General features: G+C 32.5%; 17 protein-coding genes, 1 pseudogene and 1 other annotated feature. Of the genes and pseudogenes, 6 read left to right on the top strand and 12 right to left on the bottom strand.

What is annotated here, in order from left to right; all coding sequences use genetic code 11:
• Positions 1-56 precede the first annotated feature (56 nt).
• The 3 genes and pseudogenes from LN736_RS19040 to LN736_RS15260 form a co-directional block, all read right to left on the bottom strand.
• Positions 57-185, bottom strand: a complete 129-nt coding sequence (locus LN736_RS19040) for a hypothetical protein (RefSeq protein WP_268253920.1) — start codon at positions 183-185, stop codon at positions 57-59.
• 26 nt (positions 186-211) lie between these two features.
• Positions 212-418, bottom strand: coding sequence for a UxaA family hydrolase (locus tag LN736_RS19035; RefSeq protein ID WP_243139167.1), 207 nt, complete (start codon positions 416-418; stop codon positions 212-214).
• Positions 415-935: pseudogene (locus LN736_RS15260) on the bottom strand (hypothetical protein). Before LN736_RS15260 ends, LN736_RS19035 begins: the two are co-directional and overlap by 4 nt.
• A 180-nt stretch (positions 936-1,115) precedes the next feature.
• Positions 1,116-1,395, top strand: a binding site (T-box leader).
• Positions 1,396-1,600: 205 nt separating this feature from the next.
• On the opposite strand from LN736_RS15260, the gene asnB reads away from it, so the two are divergent.
• Complete coding sequence (gene asnB, locus LN736_RS15255) at positions 1,601-3,190, top strand: asparagine synthase B (RefSeq protein WP_150358142.1); 1,590 nt, start codon at positions 1,601-1,603, stop codon at positions 3,188-3,190.
• Between the two features lie 122 nt (positions 3,191-3,312).
• On the opposite strand, the gene LN736_RS15250 is transcribed toward asnB, so the two are convergent.
• The 6 genes from LN736_RS15250 to LN736_RS15225 form a co-directional block, all read right to left on the bottom strand.
• Positions 3,313-4,686, bottom strand: a complete 1,374-nt coding sequence (locus LN736_RS15250) for an APC family permease (protein ID WP_150358143.1) — start codon at positions 4,684-4,686, stop codon at positions 3,313-3,315.
• Between the two features lie 452 nt (positions 4,687-5,138).
• Positions 5,139-5,492, bottom strand: a complete 354-nt coding sequence (gene crcB / locus LN736_RS15245) for a fluoride efflux transporter CrcB (protein ID WP_150358144.1) — start codon at positions 5,490-5,492, stop codon at positions 5,139-5,141.
• 19 nt (positions 5,493-5,511) lie between these two features.
• The gene (crcB, locus tag LN736_RS15240; RefSeq protein WP_150358145.1) at positions 5,512-5,958 is read right to left on the bottom strand and encodes a fluoride efflux transporter CrcB; all 447 of its coding nucleotides are present in this window, start codon (positions 5,956-5,958) and stop codon (positions 5,512-5,514) included.
• 297 nt (positions 5,959-6,255) lie between these two features.
• On the bottom strand, positions 6,256-7,938 hold the full coding sequence (gene ilvD, locus LN736_RS15235; protein ID WP_229981903.1) for a dihydroxy-acid dehydratase: 1,683 nt from the start codon (positions 7,936-7,938) through the stop codon (positions 6,256-6,258).
• Between the two features lie 210 nt (positions 7,939-8,148).
• A complete protein-coding gene (locus LN736_RS15230; protein WP_229981902.1) occupies positions 8,149-9,195 on the bottom strand; it encodes an SGNH/GDSL hydrolase family protein in 1,047 nt (348 codons plus the stop codon).
• A gap of 11 nt (positions 9,196-9,206) precedes the next feature.
• On the bottom strand, positions 9,207-10,487 hold the full coding sequence (locus LN736_RS15225; protein WP_268253919.1) for an MBOAT family O-acyltransferase: 1,281 nt from the start codon (positions 10,485-10,487) through the stop codon (positions 9,207-9,209).
• 378 nt (positions 10,488-10,865) lie between these two features.
• Here LN736_RS15225 and LN736_RS15220 point away from each other — a divergent pair, with 378 nt between their 5' ends.
• From LN736_RS15220 to LN736_RS15205, 4 genes are all read left to right on the top strand, one after another.
• Positions 10,866-11,054: a ferritin family protein gene (locus tag LN736_RS15220; protein ID WP_150358149.1), complete on the top strand. Its 189-nt coding sequence runs from the start codon at positions 10,866-10,868 to the stop codon at positions 11,052-11,054.
• Positions 11,055-11,357: 303 nt separating this feature from the next.
• The gene (locus tag LN736_RS15215; protein WP_150358150.1) at positions 11,358-12,470 is read left to right on the top strand and encodes a hypothetical protein; all 1,113 of its coding nucleotides are present in this window, start codon (positions 11,358-11,360) and stop codon (positions 12,468-12,470) included.
• A gap of 181 nt (positions 12,471-12,651) precedes the next feature.
• Positions 12,652-13,221 (top strand): TetR/AcrR family transcriptional regulator, encoded by a 570-nt coding sequence (locus LN736_RS15210; RefSeq protein ID WP_229981900.1) that lies wholly within the window; start codon positions 12,652-12,654, stop codon positions 13,219-13,221.
• 44 nt (positions 13,222-13,265) lie between these two features.
• Entirely contained in the window at positions 13,266-14,663 is a 1,398-nt protein-coding gene (locus tag LN736_RS15205) for a Na+/H+ antiporter NhaC family protein (protein WP_229981899.1), read from the top strand.
• A 26-nt stretch (positions 14,664-14,689) separates the two neighbouring features.
• On the opposite strand, the gene LN736_RS15200 is transcribed toward LN736_RS15205, so the two are convergent.
• Together LN736_RS15200 and msrA are read right to left on the bottom strand one after the other, a co-directional pair.
• Positions 14,690-15,466 carry an alpha/beta hydrolase gene (locus LN736_RS15200; RefSeq protein WP_150358153.1) on the bottom strand — a complete coding sequence of 259 codons (777 nt, stop codon included), beginning with the start codon at positions 15,464-15,466 and terminating at the stop codon, positions 14,690-14,692.
• A 58-nt stretch (positions 15,467-15,524) separates the two neighbouring features.
• A complete protein-coding gene (gene msrA, locus LN736_RS15195) occupies positions 15,525-16,007 on the bottom strand; it encodes a peptide-methionine (S)-S-oxide reductase MsrA (protein ID WP_150358154.1) in 483 nt (160 codons plus the stop codon).
• Between the two features lie 385 nt (positions 16,008-16,392).
• Here msrA and LN736_RS15190 point away from each other — a divergent pair, with 385 nt between their 5' ends.
• Positions 16,393-17,097, top strand: a complete 705-nt coding sequence (locus LN736_RS15190; RefSeq protein ID WP_179977304.1) for a lysozyme inhibitor LprI family protein — start codon at positions 16,393-16,395, stop codon at positions 17,095-17,097.
• A gap of 68 nt (positions 17,098-17,165) precedes the next feature.
• Here the strand turns inward: LN736_RS15190 and splB are convergent, their stop codons facing one another.
• Positions 17,166-18,179 (bottom strand): spore photoproduct lyase, encoded by a 1,014-nt coding sequence (gene splB, locus LN736_RS15185; RefSeq protein ID WP_179977303.1) that lies wholly within the window; start codon positions 18,177-18,179, stop codon positions 17,166-17,168.
• Positions 18,180-18,808 lie beyond the last annotated feature (629 nt).

Raw genomic sequence — 18,808 nt, 5'->3', positions numbered from 1 at the left:
ACTAAATCAATATAGTGTTTTCGGCACTTTCCCAGGCCTGTCACAATTGATCATTATTAAACAACCATGCTATCATAATGTCCTTCAAGGTTTTTAAGACTGCCAATATCAATTACATTTTTCATGTCTAGAGCATACATACCAAGCTTTAGCTGGTTATTGACTCTAAAAGTTACAAATTTCATATAACCATCTCCTTGCTGTAATAAGTCTACACATAATTGCACAGTCTACTTATCGCAATGTCATTGAAACCAAAGGCTTCCGCCTTTACAACCTTTCCATTTGCAACAGCTACTATCTCATTTAGCAATTCTTCTCCCATTTCTTCTATGGATTTTGTCCCTCCAATTACAGGACTCGCATCAAAATCTATATTTTCTTTCATCTTATTGAATGTTATCTTGTTTGCTGTCATTTTAAGAACAGGTACAAGTCCATTTCCTGTGGGAGTTCATCCCCTGTAGTAAACACAACTATTTGTGCACCTCCTGCAACAAGTCCTGTTACAGAAGCTATATCATATCCTGGAGCATCCATTATGACAAGTCCTTTTTTGCCTGGACCGACACCATAGTCTGTAACTTCCTCAATAGGTCTATGTCCACCCTTGTGATACATCCAAGTGACTTTTCTTCAAGAGTAGTTATTCCTCCAGCCTTGTTTCCAGGTGAGGGATTCCCATTTCTAAGATTTTCTCCAACATTTTTTAAATGTTCTTCATACCTTCTTACGATTTCATATATCCTGTCCTTTACTTCAGGAGTAGCTGCCCTCTCTGCAAGAATATGCTCCGCTCCTATAGACTCTGTTGTTTCACATAATATAGAAGTTGAACCAAGATCAACTAATCTGTCAGTTTCATTTCCCAGTACAGGATTTGAAGCAAGTCCGGATGTAGGATCTGAACCTCCGCAGTTAGTGGCAACAATCAATTTCGACAGTGGAACCTCTTCTCTTTGCTTCTTTGTTTAAAGTAGCTGATATACCTGTAAAAATCTATCTTTCTAAATTCTATTATAATTTATCTACAATGGTGGACTAATAATTTTTATTTTTTAACGCAAAAAAATGTTGACAAAGATGAATGTAAGGTTTAGAATTAAATTCATTAAATAAAAGCCATGATGAAGACAAGTAAAAAAAACATTTCACCACCAGTGAGCTGGAGATAGTGTGAATCCAGTGGTAGAGTTTTTTTGAATAACACTTCGGAGTTGTAAACTGAAATATTTGTATGCTGTGTTTTAAGCAAGATCTTTCACACAGGTTCAGATTAAAGTAGGTACGCCGTATTCCATACGTTACTTTGGATACCAGTAGTAGCTGGAAAGAGACCAACAATTAGATGGTAAATTAGGTGGCACCACGGATAAGCGCCAGTTCGTCCTATTAATAAGACGAATTGGCGCTGTTTTTATATTTAGAACAAATTATAAAGAACGGGATGACCACACTATAATAGGAGAACTAATATCTGAATAACTATGACATATTTTGATAGAGCTTCTGAACTAGAAAGAATCCCAATTTCAGCTTTATAACTAAAAATGAAAAATAAAACGTTTATTAACTTTATCATGCTAGGAGGAATATTAAAATGTGTACAATTATGTGTTACACGGGAACAGACATAAAATATGAAAAATTTGCAAAGGCACTACAGAGAACCGAGTCTAGAGGACCAGATATGATGGAGATCTTAACTTTGCCGTCTGGAATTTTAGGTTTTCAAAGGCTTTCCATCATGGATTTAAGCTTTAGCGGAATGCAGCCATTCACGAGAAAAATGGACGCAGTTATCTGTAATGGTGAAATTTACGGTTTTCGTAAAATTAAAAAAGAACTGATAAAAAGGGGCTATAAATTTATTTCTAATAGTGATTGTGAAATATTACTCCCCATGTATTACGAATATGGGTTAGACATGTTTTCAAAATTAGATGCAGAATTTGCAACTGTTATTTACGATGGAAAAAAGGATAGTTACATTGCAGCACGGGATCCAATTGGAATTCGCCCTTTATTCTATGGTTATTCTGAATCGGGTAAAATCATGTTTGCAAGTGAAGCAAAAAATCTAGTTGGTCTTACAGACAAGATCCTGCCATTCCCACCAGGATATTATTATGCTGACGGTAAATTTACGTGCTATTGTAATATTTCAGCAGCAAATGGTCCCTATTATAAAGATGACTTGGAAATTATCTGCAGTAACATTCATGATAAGCTGGTAGCTGCTGTAGAAAAACGCATGGATGCCGATGCTCCTGTAGGCTTTTTATTAAGCGGAGGTCTTGACAGTTCATTGGTATGTGCTATTGCTCAAAAAATGAATTCTGAAAAACCGATTAGGACATTTGCCATAGGCATGACTGAAGATGCCATTGACCTAAAATATGCACAGGAAGTTGCAGATTATATTCACAGTGACCATACTGTTGTCTACATGACAAAAGAGGAAGTAATTGAATCGCTCGAGGAAGTTATCAAAATTCTTGGGACCTATGATATTACTACAATAAGAGCAAGTATGGGAATGTATCTGCTCTGTAAGAAAATACACCAGATTTCTGATATAAGAGTACTTCTTACCGGCGAAATCTCCGATGAATTATTTGGCTATAAATATACTGATTTTGCTCCAAATGCAGAAGAATTTCAAAAGGAATCACAAAAGAGAATCAGAGAACTCCATATGTATGACGTACTTCGTGCAGATCGCTGCATCAGTTCAAATTCTATGGAAGCAAGGGTACCTTTTGGAGACTTGGATTTTGTAAAATACGTTATGGCCATCGATCCTGAAAAGAAATTGAATAAATATAATAAAGGTAAATATCTTTTGAGACATGCATTTGAAGGAGATTACCTTCCACATGATATTTTATATCGTGAAAAGGCGGCATTTAGTGATGCTGTAGGACATTCTATGGTAGACTATTTAAAAGAATATGCAGAAGCATATTATTCTGATGAAGAATTTGAAAAACTATCTAAAAAATACGAATATCATGCTAAGCCATTTACAAAAGAATCTCTATTATACAGGCAAATCTTTGAAAAATATTACCCAGGACAGGCCAAAATGATAGTTGATTTCTGGATGCCAAACAAAGAATGGAAAGGCTGTGATGTAAATGATCCTAGTGCCAGGGTGTTGTCAAATTACGGTGCCAGCGGTAACTAATTAAAAGAATTCAGACTAATTTCCGTATCAAGTTTCAACATACTTGATACGGAAATTAGTTTACTCACCTTTAATTGGTATATTGATTATAGCATATATTGGTCCTAAGATTCTTATAAAATTCACACCTGCATCTTCGAAGTATCTCTTTTTAACACAAATGTCAATACTAAGTAGTATACAGTACCTAAGGTCAACCATACCAGTCCTATAATTTTCGACATAATAGCAAGGTGTATCCAAACATATACTATTATAATAAATCCTACAGTGGGCAATACAATGTGTTGAAAGAAATTATATTTCTTAGTTTTAAATACAAAATAATTAATAACTGCCACATGAAGTATCGCAAATGAAGTCAAGGCTCCAAAATTAACCAAACATGACAGTATATCAATCATTTCGCTGAATACGCTGCATACTATTATAGCAATTACAGCTACAAAAATTGTTGCAACATATGGGGTTTTAAATTTAGGGTGAATTTTTGAAAAAGCTTTTGGCATGAGTCCGTCTCTTGACATACTAAATAGTACTCTCGAAACTGCAGTTTGAAATGACAATGCACATGCAAAACCAAGAGCAATAGTTATTCCAATTTCACAAGTAAGTTTAAGTGCGTTTCCACCCACACTGAATGCAACTACATAGAATGACGTATTAGGATCTTTAAAGGCATGCCAGTCTGGATACGCCATTCCAGCTACCCAACACTGTATGACAAATATAATCCCACAAACTAACAGTGCTATTACAGTAGCTTTACCTATAGTTCCGCCTCCATCCTGGTTTTCCTCAGCCAATGTGCTTATACCATCAAAACCAAGATAACTTAAAACACAAATTGCTACTCCCGGCATTACTGCTGAAAGCCCAAGATTTGAATTAAATAACGGTTTCAGCGAAAATTCAGCGCCATTTACACCATGAGCTATTCCTATTACTCCACAAATTACAAAATATGTAAGTATGATTAATTGAAGGACAAGTAACACTTTATTGACTTTTGCAGCCATCTCAATTCCCCTGATATTGATTAAAGTATTACATATAATAAAAATAAATGCCCATAGGAAGATAGGTACTGAAGGCATCATATCGTGAAGAGCAGCTCCGCTTAACAGGTATAAAAGAGCAGGTATAAATGCATAGTCAAGTAATATTGCCCATCCGGCAAAAAAACCAACGGTTGTGTTTAGTCCTTTACTTGCATAACAATATACTGAACCAGCAATAGGAATTGCCTCCGCCATTCTTGCATAACTAAATGCTGTAAAAAGCATTGCAAGCATGCCAAGAAGGTATGCCAATGCAGCCATACCACTCGCCGCCTCATTCACAATTCCATATATACCAAAGGGTGCAATGGGAACCATGATGATTAATCCATAAATCACCAAATCTTTTGTCTTTAATACTCTATTTAATTCTTGCTCGTATCCAAAATCTTCAAGAGCAGTTTGTTGGAAATTCTCCTGACACTTTTTTTTCATAATTATATTCATTCCTTTCGCTTTGCTCAAGGCATAAAACGTAATGAAAATACTTGGCTTTGAGCGAATTTTTGTTTTATTATCAAGATAACAGATACTTTAACATAGGATTTCAAATCAGTATACCAATAATTATCAAGATTTTTTCTTAAAAAATAGTTTTAGTTTGAATATTCTGAAATTTACAGTATTACCGATAAACTCATTTTCCATTTCATGTTGTTGAATAAATTCTTACAACCTTCATCGTTTCAAGCTGCATCTCAAACTCTGCATTCTAAGAAAGTATCTCTTCTTTAGTTACACAGCAGTAGTCCCGTCACAAGTGAATACTACTATTGTTCATCTATATTATACCACATTTATTAAGTATTGATATTTTTACATAATCAAACTATTTTAATCAATAAAAAATAACAGCATCTGCCAAAAAGTAAATGCTGTTATTTTATTTATAAAAGACCTATTTTTATGCCAATTGAAAATCCTATTATTCCAATGATAACGGAGCTTAAGGTATATACAAATGCATTCAACTTTTCATTATCTTTAAATAAATTAAATCCTTCGTACATAAATGTGGAAAAGGTCGTATATGCTCCTAAAAACCCATCTCCAAGAAATAAATACATGTTTGTACCAAATTGAGCTGAAGTCAAGATTCCAAGCATAATGGCTCCTGTGATATTTATTACAAAAGTTCCAACAGGAAATCTGGCGTTGACATGTTTTGATATAGTTTTTCCAATACCATATCTCGCAATACTTCCCAATATACCACCTGTACCAACTAGTAAATAATTCATCTCAATTTCCTCCTACAATTTAAATTACTTCGTCTATATCCTGAACATTTTCATCATAATCTGGTTTATGGTGATTATTTGTCATCTTTGAATTGAATTTGCTCCCAGCCATTATACCTAAATAGGCTGCTATAAGTCCCAAAGTCACTGACATGAGCATATAAGATACCGCTGCATAATAATATTTGCCGGTAATTAATTTTACTGTCTCTTTACACAATGTTGAAAATGTTGTATATGCCCCTATAAATCCCGTTGAAATTCCAAGTTGTATATTCTCATCAATTTTCAGTTTCTTACTCGTCACTGTAAGTACAAAAGCTAATATAAAGCTTCCAGTAATATTTATAAACAATGTATCCAACGGTATTGCAGTACTATAGCTGAATATATTAATATTTTTTACAAAACTCCTTGATATAGCACCTAAAAAACCGCCAATACCAATAAAAATACATTTTCTCATCTATCAATTTTCCTTCCATTTTAAATTATTCTTTTGTAACTCATTTAAAAAATACTATATAAGAGAAGTTATCTTCGGCCTTCAAAAAATAAATTAGCACAAATATGCATCTAAGACCACCTCTACAACCTTTACTAAAAATAAGCATAAAAAAACTTCTACTAGCAATAGTAGAAGTCATTAATCACAGAGGATACTTAAGGGCAAACTTCACTACCTAAGACTCTAATTTATGTTTTTAATATTATCATAAATTAATAGATACATCAATATATACTTTAAGATATATTCACGTTCTTATAGCAAATCGTATTTCATGATTGCACCTTCAGAGCCTGATGCTGCAATCTTGCAATATAAACCCAGATATCCACGTTTAAATTTTGGTTCTGGGCGTTTCCATCTTTTTAAGCGGTTGGAAATTTCCTCATCGCTGACCATTAAATTCAAACTGCGATTTTCTACATCGATTTCAACTTTGTCACCATTTTTTATAATTGCAATCGGTCCACCTTCTGCTGCTTCTGGAGATATGTGTCCCACAAAGCATCCATTATTCGTTCCGCTGAAACGTCCATCAGTTATTAATGCCGTTGATTTGGACAATCCACGTCCATATAAATATTTCATGGCCTTATACATTTCACGCATGCCAGGACCACCTTTAGGGCCTTCATAACGGATAACAACTACATGTCCCTCATGTACTTTTCCTTCTAAAATTGCCTCTTCTGCCTCTTCTTCTGAATTAAAGCAAATGGCTTCTCCTACAAAATGATGCAAACTCTTATCAAATGCTCCAGGTTTTGTAATTCCCGTATCAGGTGCTATGTTTCCACGGAGTACAGCAACACCACCTTGATATCCAAACGGTTCTTTCATAGTTTTAATTACATTCGAATTCTCCGGATACTGGTATACATGATCTACAATATTATCTGCCACTGTATGACATGTAACAGTCATCTGCTCAGTATCTATAATTGTCTGCATCTCCTCCATTAACCGCATGACTCCGCCTGCCTGATAGAAATCAATCATATTGTATTTAGATGCTGGATTGATTTTGGCAATCTGAGGAGTCGTTTTCGATAACTCATCAAATTCCTCCAGTACATTAATATCTAATTCAGCTTCATAGGCAATAGCTGTAAGATGCATTACAGCATTCGTGCTGCCACTCATAGCAAGACACACTTTAATTGCATTTCTCACACTCTCTTTCGTGATAATCCTACGGGCTGTAATATTTTTCTGTACAAGTTCGACAATCTTAATGCCTGTATCTTCTGCAATGGCAAGGCGTGCAGCAGAAGCAGCTGGTATGATACCTCCATCCGGTAATGTCATGCCCAAAGCTTCCGATAATGAACACATTGTATTTGCAGTTCCCAGATAAGAACAGGAACCACATGTAGGACATGAAAGATTTTCTAAAGATACATATTCCTTTTCCGAAATCTTATTGGCAGTTAACATTCCGTAAGCTTCAGTACTTGAAGTCTGATCCGATTTACGGCCGTCAAAAACAATTCCTCCATCCATAGGTCCTCCCGGCAATAAAATGCATGGCATATCCAAACGTGCTGCTGCCATCAACATTCCCGGTACAATTTTATCACAGGAACCTAATAACACAATACCATCAAATAAATTGATCTGTGCCATGGATTCAACTGAATTTGCAATCAGTTCCCTTGAAGGAAGGATGTAATGCATTCCATCATGCCCTTGTCCCATTCCATCGCAACCACCAATCACTCCAAACTCAACTGGCGTTGCACCTGCACGGTATATACCATCCTTTACCCTCTGTGCAACCTGACGTAGATTAAAATGACCGGGAACACACTCACTCCACGCATTCGCAATTCCTATTAGAGGTCTTTTTAAGTCATCTGTTGAAAACCCCATTGACTTCCATGTAGCTCTATAATACTGATTCTGTAATCCACAAAGAATTTTTTTACTTCTCTCCACAGCTTTACTTCTCCCTTCCGGCATTATTTAAACGTATTTTTTCATTAATATAGATACTTTCTTCTTGTCTGTACGTATTTACGTACAATATATGCAAATACGTACTTTTGTAATTAAAAGTATCACTTTTCAAAATTTCTGTCAATAATTCATTTTCACTATAATAGCAGCTATCTCAGCTATCTCAAAACCATTTTCTTCTATGGATACTTATTTATCAGTTATATAAGCTGCTGCTTGAGACCTCTTATAATCTGCATTCCACTGACTATAGGCATTGTCATTTCTATGATCTTTCAAATTGTAATTTTGTTTTAAATAATCTCCAAAATCCTTTGTAACCTTATAGGCTCCCCATATATTAAGATGTCCTGAATTATTCATATCATTTTTGAAATCAAGATCTATTTCATCCATCTTGTCATTATAATTGATAAATGGTACATTTTCTTTCTTTGCAATCTCTGCAACTTTGTTGAACATTTTGGCTTGTTGACTGACCCATTCATTTGAAGCGGCATCAGAATTATAGTCAAATGGAGTATTGATTAAAATCAATTTTAAATTATTTTCTTTACATAAGTCTATGATCTTGTTTAAATAGGCCAATGATTTCGTCGGAAGATTTACCGTTCCCGAAACTGTTCTGGATGTTTGATTTGCCGTTGAATCATCTTTTCCATATTTCTTGGTTCCAGCGGCAAATCCTTTAGCGTAGTATGCTTCTGAACTATCATAATTGAAATCATTCTCTGTAAGTTGATTCCACCTATAATGATATTTCAAAAATGGTATCAGATACTCCAATCTGTCTTCAAGTGGCGTACAGTTCCATATGGCTTCCAGTTTATTCATCGAAAACTTCATATTGTCAAGCACATTGCTTATATACCCTCTTTGTCCATACTCAGCACTCTGAGCCAGATAATATGCATCAAGTACAACCACAGGATTTTTATGTTTCTTCAAAACTTCCTTCAACATGTAATACGTCATGTCCATGGATTGTCCTCCTGTTGCATAGTTAAAACTTGTTATGCCATAATCATGCCACAATACATTGGGATCTATTCCTCCATTCATATGACTTCCTCCCATTAACACCACATCATACGCATTTCCAGTATGGTTATACAAGCCTTCTATCAGCTTACCTCTATGATCTGTTTTCAATATAAATATAGGGGTAATACTATAAATCATAAATAATAAAATAGCAATAAAAATTGAAATTTTTATAATTATCTTTTTAATCAAATACGCTCCTCCTAAAATCTAGAATATATAAATTGTTGAATATCATAACCTGAGCCATATACACCAAATATCAATATAACTATTGCTGAAGTCAAATACAGAGACCATCTGAATACCATATTTTGTTTCAACAATTCATCTCTCAGATTTTTTGTTCTCTGCAGCAGATCAACGATAAAAACTATACCCAGACTAAGCATTGCAACAAAAAAATTTGATGAATCCAACCCAAGTTTATACAGAGAACCATCAGTAAATACTGAAGGATTAAAATAAAACATATTCTTAATTAACACTACAGCATTTTTAAAAGAAGTTGCTCTGAAAAACAGCCATGCAAAATCAACCAATATGAAATTAATCAATATCATAGATAATTTATAACCAAAGGAACTTGTCCTAATTTTAAATTTTCTCACCAGCATATCTCCTACAGGACTGAATAAATTTTCAACTATATAATATATACCATGTAGTGTTCCCCAAACTACAAATGTAAAACTTGAACCATGCCACAGACCACTTACCATAAATACAATCATAACATTAAAATATTTTCTAGCTTTACTGCATCTGCTGCCTCCCAAGGGAAAATAAAGATAATCCATAAACCAGCTTGTAAGTGACATATGCCATCGTTTCCAAAATTCTCTTATTGATTTTGAAAAATATGGTCTTTCAAAATTCTGTGACAGCCTAAAGCCCATAACTTGTGCTGCTCCTATTGCTATATTTGAATATGACGAAAAATCACAATATAGTTGAAAGGCAAAAAATACCGTAGCTATCACTATTATAAATCCCCTGTAATTTGTTGGATCACTATAGACAACATTTACAATACTGCCTATTCTGTCCGCTACCATTGTTTTTTGGAAGTATCCCCATAACATCAAAAGTAACCCGCTTTTAACATTATTGTAGCTAAAATAGTGATTCTCATATATCTGTTTCATAAAATGCTTTGATTTCTGAATAGGTCCCGAGAGTAGCTGAGGAAAAAATGATACGAACAAAGCATATTTCCCTAAATTTTTTTCTGCCCTAACATCTTTTCTGTAGACATCTATAATGTAGCTCAATGCCTGAAATGTATAGAATGAGATCCCAACAGGCAGTATAAAATCAAACGATGGCATATTTACAGCAATATGAAAATGATAAAAAACACGTGTAATACTTGTACTAAAAAAGTCATAATATTTAAATATAAAAAGAATTCCCAGATTACTCGATATACTAAAAAAAACAAGCAATTTTCTTATTTTTACTTTTTCTACCCTATCTATCAACAATCCACCAACATACGTAATTAAAGTGGATGTAATAATTAAAAAAATATATTTTGGATTCCACGTCATATAAAAGCAATAGCTTGCTGCAAGAAGCCAAATCCAACGTATTCTATTTGGTAGGACATAGTAAAAGATGACCACAATAAAGAAAAAAAGCAAAAACTGCGCTGAATTAAATGACAAACCAGAATACCTCCTAATTGTAAACAAATTAAAGTACACATGTACATATATTATTACATTTATGTGTCAAATAAGTTACAACTCAGTACACTAGTCATAATAGTGGTAAAAATTTATGCATTTTAAAAAGAAGCTCATAATGAATAATATTTTTTATATTACAGAATCTATAAATGGAAAGGAAGGATAAAAATGAATTTAACAACAGAAGACATATTAAAGAAAAAAATTCTGGATGAACAACAAAATGTAAGAGATTATCAGCAGTACTCAGATAAAATAGACAATAAGGAAATAAACGAAATATTTAAAAATTTCGCAGAAAAATCAGCTTATCATGCACAGACTTTACAAAATTTATTAAAAAAACACAAAAGATAGAAGGTCTAAAAAAACCTTCTATCTTCTATATACATTTCTCTAATATATACCCATTCCTTAGTCTTGTGTTATAACATATCCCTTTAACTTTTCACATATATTTAATTATATACTAAATACCACTTTTTTCATTACCCTTAAACAAGGTCAATATTGCGGCAAAAGCGGATACCTATCATAATTAACTCATTTACATTTTGTTCATAAACCCAGGAATTATCTTGATTTGCCCATTTGACACAAATATATATCTATCTTATAATTTATTTACATAATTATAAAAAGCAAGGAAGCGAATTTAATATGCTAGGTGTTATCAAAACTGCAATTATAACTATAGTAATATCGTTTATATCTGGACTGCTCTTAGACTATTATAAAAACTTGGCACCCAGATTACTATGCCATGTGGGAAATGCCATTTCAATGAATCTAGAAGGTAAAAAAGTTTTCGCATACATTGTAACTGTTGCCAATGTATCAAACAAGATAATCCATGAAATAACCTTAGATATACAAAATAAACAAAACAACTTAAAAATTGCAGAAACAAAGATAACCAGGGGACTGAAATTTAATTCTTCAATAAAAGATAAAACTTTAGATGTCAATATACCCTTTTTGAGTAAAGGTGATAAATTTTCAGTTACACTCTACGTAGAAGGTCAACGTGCACCACTCGCTAAACCTGTTATCATACTCAGATCACCTGAAAAATTCAAAAGGATAGAATCCATGGAACAAAGGGGGCTTCTATTTTTATTGCTTAATATACCCAAAAATATAGTTAATGCAGTTTCAAAACCAACTGAAAAAGGCAATTATACCAAAGCCACAAATAAAGAGCCTTATAACTACAATAACAAAGCATTAAGTGATAAAAAAAGGAAAAAGACTTTCAAACCTGATTTAAACAAGAAGGCATTAATAGCAATGGCATCAATTGCTTTAATTGTAGTTGTGGGATTTTCAAGTAGAGCTTTTTTAAAGGCAAAATCCAATAATTCAAAGACACCTGAAGTAAATAGCACTGTTCAAAAAGAGCCTACTACTAATTCAACAGGAGGATCAACTAAAACCAACAGTACAACTAAATCACCTTCTAGTAATACAATTAAAAACACAAATACAACCAATTCGTCTTATAAAAACACCGGAAACGGAAATTCGAATTCAGGCAGTTCATCTTCTAAAAATAGCACTGAAAATACGGGCTCAAACAACTCATCATCTGAAAGTACTAAAAATAATAAAAACAATACTGAAAATACAAATACAACGACTAATTCATCTTCTGGTAATAATGGCGAAAATACTAATTCAAATAATTCATCTTCTGGGGATACTACAGGAAACAATAATTCAGCTAACTCATCTTCCGGCAGTACAGGAGAGAGTACACCTGAATCCAACTAATTAGCTTGATAATGATGAAAAAGCTTTCTGTGATATCTGATTTATTACAGAAAGCTTTTTTTATATAAATATCCTCATCTCTAAAAAGCAGGAAAACTTTTCGTATCATATTTTTAAACTTGACTTCATTTGGTATTTACTGTATTATATACTTACGAACGATCGTAAAGGGGGTAGTCAAATGACTATTACAGAAATAAAAAAAGCCGCGCTGCTAAATTTTACAGAAAAGGGATATGACGGTGCTTCACTTTCTGATATTGCTCAAGAAGTAGGAATAAAAAAGCAATCAATTTATTCTCATTTTAAAAGTAAAGATGAATTATTTCTTACAGTTATGGAAGAAGTTATTAATGAGGAGACTAAATTTTTGCATCAGTATTTCTCTCATTATCAACCTGATTTAAAAAACTACCTGGAAGATTTTATTTTAAAACTTAAAGAACGCTATACGAATAATAAGGAATGTAATATGAAGTTTATACTGCGTATGGCCTATATGCCACCAGTTCATTTGAGAGAAGAAGTTATCCTTAATTTTAAATTGTACTTCTCAGAACTTGAAAAGCTATTAAATAAATTATTTTTTAATACGGAAACTTTTTCAAAAAAAGCTGAAAGAGCTACTCTTTCTTTCATGACTATTTTAGACGGGCTGCTAGTAGCATTAATATATGGGGGAATTGAAAGATTTAATCAAAAATTCAGAGTCTCATGGGAAATATACTGGAGCGGCCTATTAAATGACTAAGTTTTTAGAATTTTAATTTAAAAAGAGATTGGCAGGAACGATATATGAATGAAAACAAAATTCCCGAAAAATATACTTATATTATTTTAACATTTACACTTATCTCAATTATTAGCTGTATTATATTAAATGCATTCCTATTTTATGGTTTTATGGCAAGCATAATTTTTTCTATATATTTATGTAGAAAAAGTGGATTTTCAATAATTGAACTCTTTAACATGATAAAAAGAGGACTTTATGAATGTAAATCGCTCTTCATTTTAATGGCATTAATTGGAGCCATGATTCCCATATGGATGTCTTCTGGAGTTGTACCAACTATGTTATACTATGGGCTCAAATATATGAAAGGTACAAACTTTTTATTTTCTGCTTTTATACTTACATCAGTAGTTTCGATATTTATGGGCACAGCATTTGGAACCATAAGCAGTGTAGGAATTGCATTATTAGCACTGTCAAAGATATTTGGAATACCAAATTATATTCTTTTAGGAGCTATAGTTTCAGGAGCTTTTATAGCAGATAAGAGTTCCCCAATATCAAATCTATTTAATCTCACTCTTGAAACCGTAAAAATAGCGTATAAAGAGGCTATAACATCCATGCTAAAGACATTACTTCCAACTTGTTTTATATCCGCATCAGTATATTATTTTATAGGGAAGAAATACAGTGTAGTTATTGAAAATTCTAATATAAATAATTTTATGTATGCTATTAACAGCAATTTTACTGTCTCACCATTAATATTACTTCTACCATTAAGCATTATAATTATGTTATTTTTGGGAATAAAAATGCTAAAATCAGTATTTTTAGCATTAATTGCCGGAATAGTTGTTTCCATTGTTTTTCAAAGAGAAGGTTTTAATCACATTATAAATGCCATATTAAACGGTTATAATATAAATACTAATTTTGTCCAATTGAATACAGTATTAGTTAGCGGCGGCATGATATCCATGATATCTGTGCTGCTTATAATAGCAGGTGCAGTCAGCCTAAGCAGCATATTTCAAGAAACCGGACTCATAATTCCAGTAATTAAAAGAATAACCTCTAAAATTAAATCGAGTGAAGAACTCATTTTAAAAACAGGACTTATAAGTGGTGCCTTAACAATTATAAGTGATCAAAGTGTTGGAATAATACTTCCTGGAAAGTTTTTAATCAATAAATATAAAGAGTTAAAAGTTAAAAATTGTATTTTAGCTAGAACTATGGCGGACACCGGAACAATTATTGCTCCTCTTATTCCATGGAACGTAAATTCACTATTTATTTTTATAACAACAGGTATTTCAACCATCTCATATGCACCTTATGCGGTATTATGCTACGTGTCTCCCATAATTACATTTATCTTTGCTTTTCTACATAAGTTTCAAGGTAGAAAACAGACAAAAGAGATACAAGTGAAAAATACAATAAAATAATTTTTTAAATACTATATTTTAATATATTATTTAAGTTCTTTTTCTAAAAAATTACTTGTACAATCAATAACTTCATTTTCCCAATTTATACTATTAAATGTATGATCTGCTCCATTTACGGTATATAGGACTGCTTTATCACCATAAATATCCAGATATTTTTCTGATACACTGTGTTTAATAATTTCATCATTATCACCATGTATCAAAAGAACATTTTTATCATAGTTGACAGCTCTTTCAAAAACATTGATATTTTCCGTATCTTTTAAGAAGTCTATACCAAGCATTAACCCTCCCATATCCCTGAAACCATTTCTAAGCATTTTTTTAAGATCTTCTTTTTCATTTTTTTCCCTATTCATGACAATTTCTCTTATGTTACCTGCCGGAGCCCAGAGGCATAGCGATTGTATGTCTTCTTTTCTATCACCTGCCAGCATACTTGCAACAGCTCCTCCCAAACTGAGGCCCAGAATGCCTATTCTATTTTTATCAACAAAATCCAAAGACTTTGCATAATCAAGTATGGCATTTGCGTCATCAAGTTCCCTGGAAACAGTCATATCAACAAAGTCGCCATCACTTTCTCCACTTCCCCCAAAATCAAATCTAACACTTGCAATCCCCCTCTCAGCTAAAATTCTCGATAACTTGACAAATATAAAATGAGATCCTATTTTATCACCTGTAAAGCCATGAAAAATACAAACTATTGGAATATCAGCTGTAATGTTTTCAGGAATGTGCAGCGTTCCTCTTAAAATTAATCCTTTACTTTCAATTTCAACTGCTTTTTGCATTAAATTACACCTCTTTTTTAATTCTAAAACAATTCGCTGTAAAAAGAAAGAGTTTGGGTCAGTTCATCAGTTCTTTTGGTATATGGCAGTATCCCCCTGGATTTTTCTCAAGATACTTCTGATGATATCCCTCGGCGTTATAAAAATTTTCAAGAGGAAGAACCTCTGTTACAATTTTTTTCTTGTAGTTTTTCTGCTGATTTTCTATGGATTTTTTTATAATATTCACATCATCCTCATCTATATAATAAATTCCGGTCCTGTATTGATTTCCCCTGTCATTTCCCTGCCTATCCACAAGTGTTGGATCTATTACCTTCCAGTACATTTCAAGCAATTTTTCAAGTCCTATAATCTGAGGATCATATTTTAAGAAGCAGGCTTCTGCAAACCCTGTATTTCCGCTGCAGACTTCTTCATAACTGGGATTTTTTCCATTCCCATTTGCATATCCAACTTTTGTCTTTAGGACTCCCCTTATACCGTCAAAATATGCCTGAACTCCCCAGAAGCATCCTCCTGCAAATACAATGTTTTTCACAGTTCACATCTCCTATTCTTTCACATAATTACTTTTGTATTTCCTAATTTCAAGCGAACTTCTAATATTCTTTAGTATACTGCTAAATTAATGAATTATAAAAGTTTTTAAGCATAATAATTTAATTACTTTATTAATTAAAATTTAACAGTTTGTATTATCTATAGGTTGTATAATATAATTTAACTATGGCAATTGTACATCATACAATAAGTAGTTTAATACAGTACCCTACTTTAAAAACCTGGACTGATTTCTTTATTGTTGACATTTTTCATTGTTAGTGAGAGTGAGTCCAACCCAACAGCAGAGCTTGGAAGTGTGGAAAACCTCTATTCAAACTTATTCCAGATACCAAAGTAAAGCGAAGGGAATGATTATAAAAATGAAAAAAAGTATAGTAATTACAATTCTAATTTTAGCTTTAAGTTTAACTGGATGTCAAAGTAGTGCCATAAAAGTTGAAAACACTCAACCGGCAAAAAATATTACAAAAAGCAATAATACTGAGTTGCCAAAAAATACTGCAGAAAACGAAAATACCAGTTCAGAAAAAAATACTGCAGAAGGTGAAAACTCCAAGTCAGCAAAAGACTCTGCACAAAGCCAAAATACTGAGTCATCAACTACCATAACAGATGATACTACAAAAACTAAAGAGAACGTGAATTCCAATACTCAAGAGAAAACCAATTCCAAGATTGACCAACCAAATAATAAACTGAATGAAGAAAATAAAAAACAGGAATATATAAATAAATTAGACAATATTGAATTAGGCTTTAAAGATTTCAACAATACTGAGAAAACAGCAGAAGATATGATGAATCACGCAAATGAAAGATATAAACAGTGGAATGCAGCTTTGGATGAAATTTATTATGACATATTAAAAGGACAGTCATCCCCAAGCGAAATAGAAAATTTGCAAAATGAAGAAATTCAATGGACAGATAAGAGAGATGCCAAGGCCGAAGAGGACTCATCCAAAATGAAGGGGGGAACAATGGAATCCATACTATATACCAACTCATCAGCCCAATCAACAAAAGAAAGATGCTATGAATTGGTGGACAAGTACATGAAATAATATCATCAATTTTGCCCCAATACAAATTACGGGGTACACCCTTTTCTTTTTTTCATTTTATTAAACCCTCATATTATGTATTTTATACTTGACTTATCAAAGTATTTTTCGATATTTTCTTTGAAAAATTCTTTCATATAGTTCAATTCATCATCTTTATATACATACTTGCCATACCCAAACTGGCCATACTTGAATTTCCTAATTTCCTCTTCCATAGGCAGCATTGTTTTAGGATACACTGTTAAAATATTTTCTTTTGCTTTTTTGGTAAATCTATGAGATATTATTTCAAAAGTGATCGGTGAATCAGAGAAATTATTCCCTATCTTATCTATAATATCCCTGTATTCAGTTTCCCAATTAGGATTCAAAAATACTGGTGCAATTATAAAGCCCACATTATACCCGGCATCTATAACTTTTACAGCTGCGTTTATTCTATCCTTAAGTTTAGGAGTTCCGTGTTCAAATTCACTTATTATTTTATCTGTATTTATACTGAATCTTACGGTAGTTTTCCCATTATGATTTAAACTGAGAAGATTATCTACGTCAGTAAATTTAGTCACAAATTTAAAATACCCATTTTTACTTTTCCCAAAGTGTATTATACATTTACTCAAATTCCCTGTATAAGGTTCAACAGGAATTGGATCGGAAGTTGCCGCACCTTCAAATACTGTTATACCTGGCAGTTTCTCCTCAATATATTTATCCGCCCTATTTAATATTTCATCTATATTTACATAAACCTTTGTATAAGGCTTTTTACCCATTCTAGTATTGAGATAACAATACTCACACATTCCCATACAACCACTTACTAATGGCAATTGATAATGTGCAGAGGGCTTACAGGATTGAAACTCATAAGACTTTCTAATTCCTACTACCAATGTATTTTTACTTTCAAAATACATTTCAGAAGCTGTATTCCCCGGTATCTGCGTTATTCTTCCGCTTTTAGAAAATAGCAATTCCACATCTTTATGCTTAAAATATTCCATTATTTTTTTCCCTGTTTTATATTCCAACGCTGCATTTTCAAATATAACTCTTTTAGGCTGAAACAATATCATTCACCTCAAGAATATTATGTGATTATAATTTAAAATTATAAGGGGTTAAAAAATATTTCTAATTATATGCAAAATGTTGTAACTAAAAGGCTGAAAGCAAATATAGATAAATACTAAATCTAAAATTTTATAGTTTTATTTAAATTATTTTTGACGAATTTTTGACGGCAAAAATATATAAGGAGCTAATCGAAAATGATTAGCCCCTTGCTTTGGTTAAAAGATAACAATTTAAAACATAGATTGTGATGTATTATACTATAATATAATAATTTGAGCAATAGAGAATTTCTGGAAATGCTAAATAAGAGAAAGAACTCCTAAATATAGGAACTCTTGTGAGATTAAAAGTTTCTAGGAACTAATCATTCAATTACATTCTAACATATATTTATAAAAATTCAATAAACTACACAGGAATAAATTAATATATCTAGGATATACTATCAATGAAACTTTGTTACAATCATTCTTGCATAACTTGTTTATAGGGGTTCCGGTTACTACGGGGCTTCTATATTTTTATTATAAACAAACTTTATAAATATAGATTCATGGTTAAAATTTATGCTATAATAATTATCAGGAGAATAAAGTGTTTTTAGTTAGTCACTCCCCAGGGTTTATCT

This window comes from Clostridium aromativorans (genome assembly GCF_020908015.1).
Taxonomy (GTDB): Bacteria; Bacillota; Clostridia; order Clostridiales; family Clostridiaceae; genus Clostridium_B; species Clostridium_B aromativorans.
Note: the sequence above shows the minus strand (reverse complement) of the source record. Positions and strands in the feature narration are given on the sequence as shown.

Bases quoted from the DNA above. Each gene is read 5' to 3' on its own strand.
- crcB (WP_150358144.1), bottom strand. From the start codon at position 5,492: ATGAATTATTTACTAGTTGGTACAGGTGGTATATTGGGAAGTATTGCG.
- LN736_RS15215 (WP_150358150.1), top strand. From the start codon at position 11,358: ATGCTAGGTGTTATCAAAACTGCAATTATAACTATAGTAATATCGTTT.
- LN736_RS19040 (WP_268253920.1), bottom strand. From the start codon at position 185: ATGAAATTTGTAACTTTTAGAGTCAATAACCAGCTAAAGCTTGGTATG.
- LN736_RS19035 (WP_243139167.1), bottom strand. From the start codon at position 418: ATGACAGCAAACAAGATAACATTCAATAAGATGAAAGAAAATATAGAT.
- LN736_RS15220 (WP_150358149.1), top strand. From the start codon at position 10,866: ATGAATTTAACAACAGAAGACATATTAAAGAAAAAAATTCTGGATGAA.
- LN736_RS15250 (WP_150358143.1), bottom strand. From the start codon at position 4,686: ATGAAAAAAAAGTGTCAGGAGAATTTCCAACAAACTGCTCTTGAAGAT.
- LN736_RS15190 (WP_179977304.1), top strand. From the start codon at position 16,393: ATGAAAAAAAGTATAGTAATTACAATTCTAATTTTAGCTTTAAGTTTA.
- LN736_RS15200 (WP_150358153.1), bottom strand. From the start codon at position 15,466: ATGCAAAAAGCAGTTGAAATTGAAAGTAAAGGATTAATTTTAAGAGGA.
- splB (WP_179977303.1), bottom strand. From the start codon at position 18,179: ATGATATTGTTTCAGCCTAAAAGAGTTATATTTGAAAATGCAGCGTTG.
- crcB (WP_150358145.1), bottom strand. From the start codon at position 5,958: ATGAGAAAATGTATTTTTATTGGTATTGGCGGTTTTTTAGGTGCTATA.
- asnB (WP_150358142.1), top strand. From the start codon at position 1,601: ATGTGTACAATTATGTGTTACACGGGAACAGACATAAAATATGAAAAA.
- LN736_RS15205 (WP_229981899.1), top strand. From the start codon at position 13,266: ATGAATGAAAACAAAATTCCCGAAAAATATACTTATATTATTTTAACA.
- LN736_RS15210 (WP_229981900.1), top strand. From the start codon at position 12,652: ATGACTATTACAGAAATAAAAAAAGCCGCGCTGCTAAATTTTACAGAA.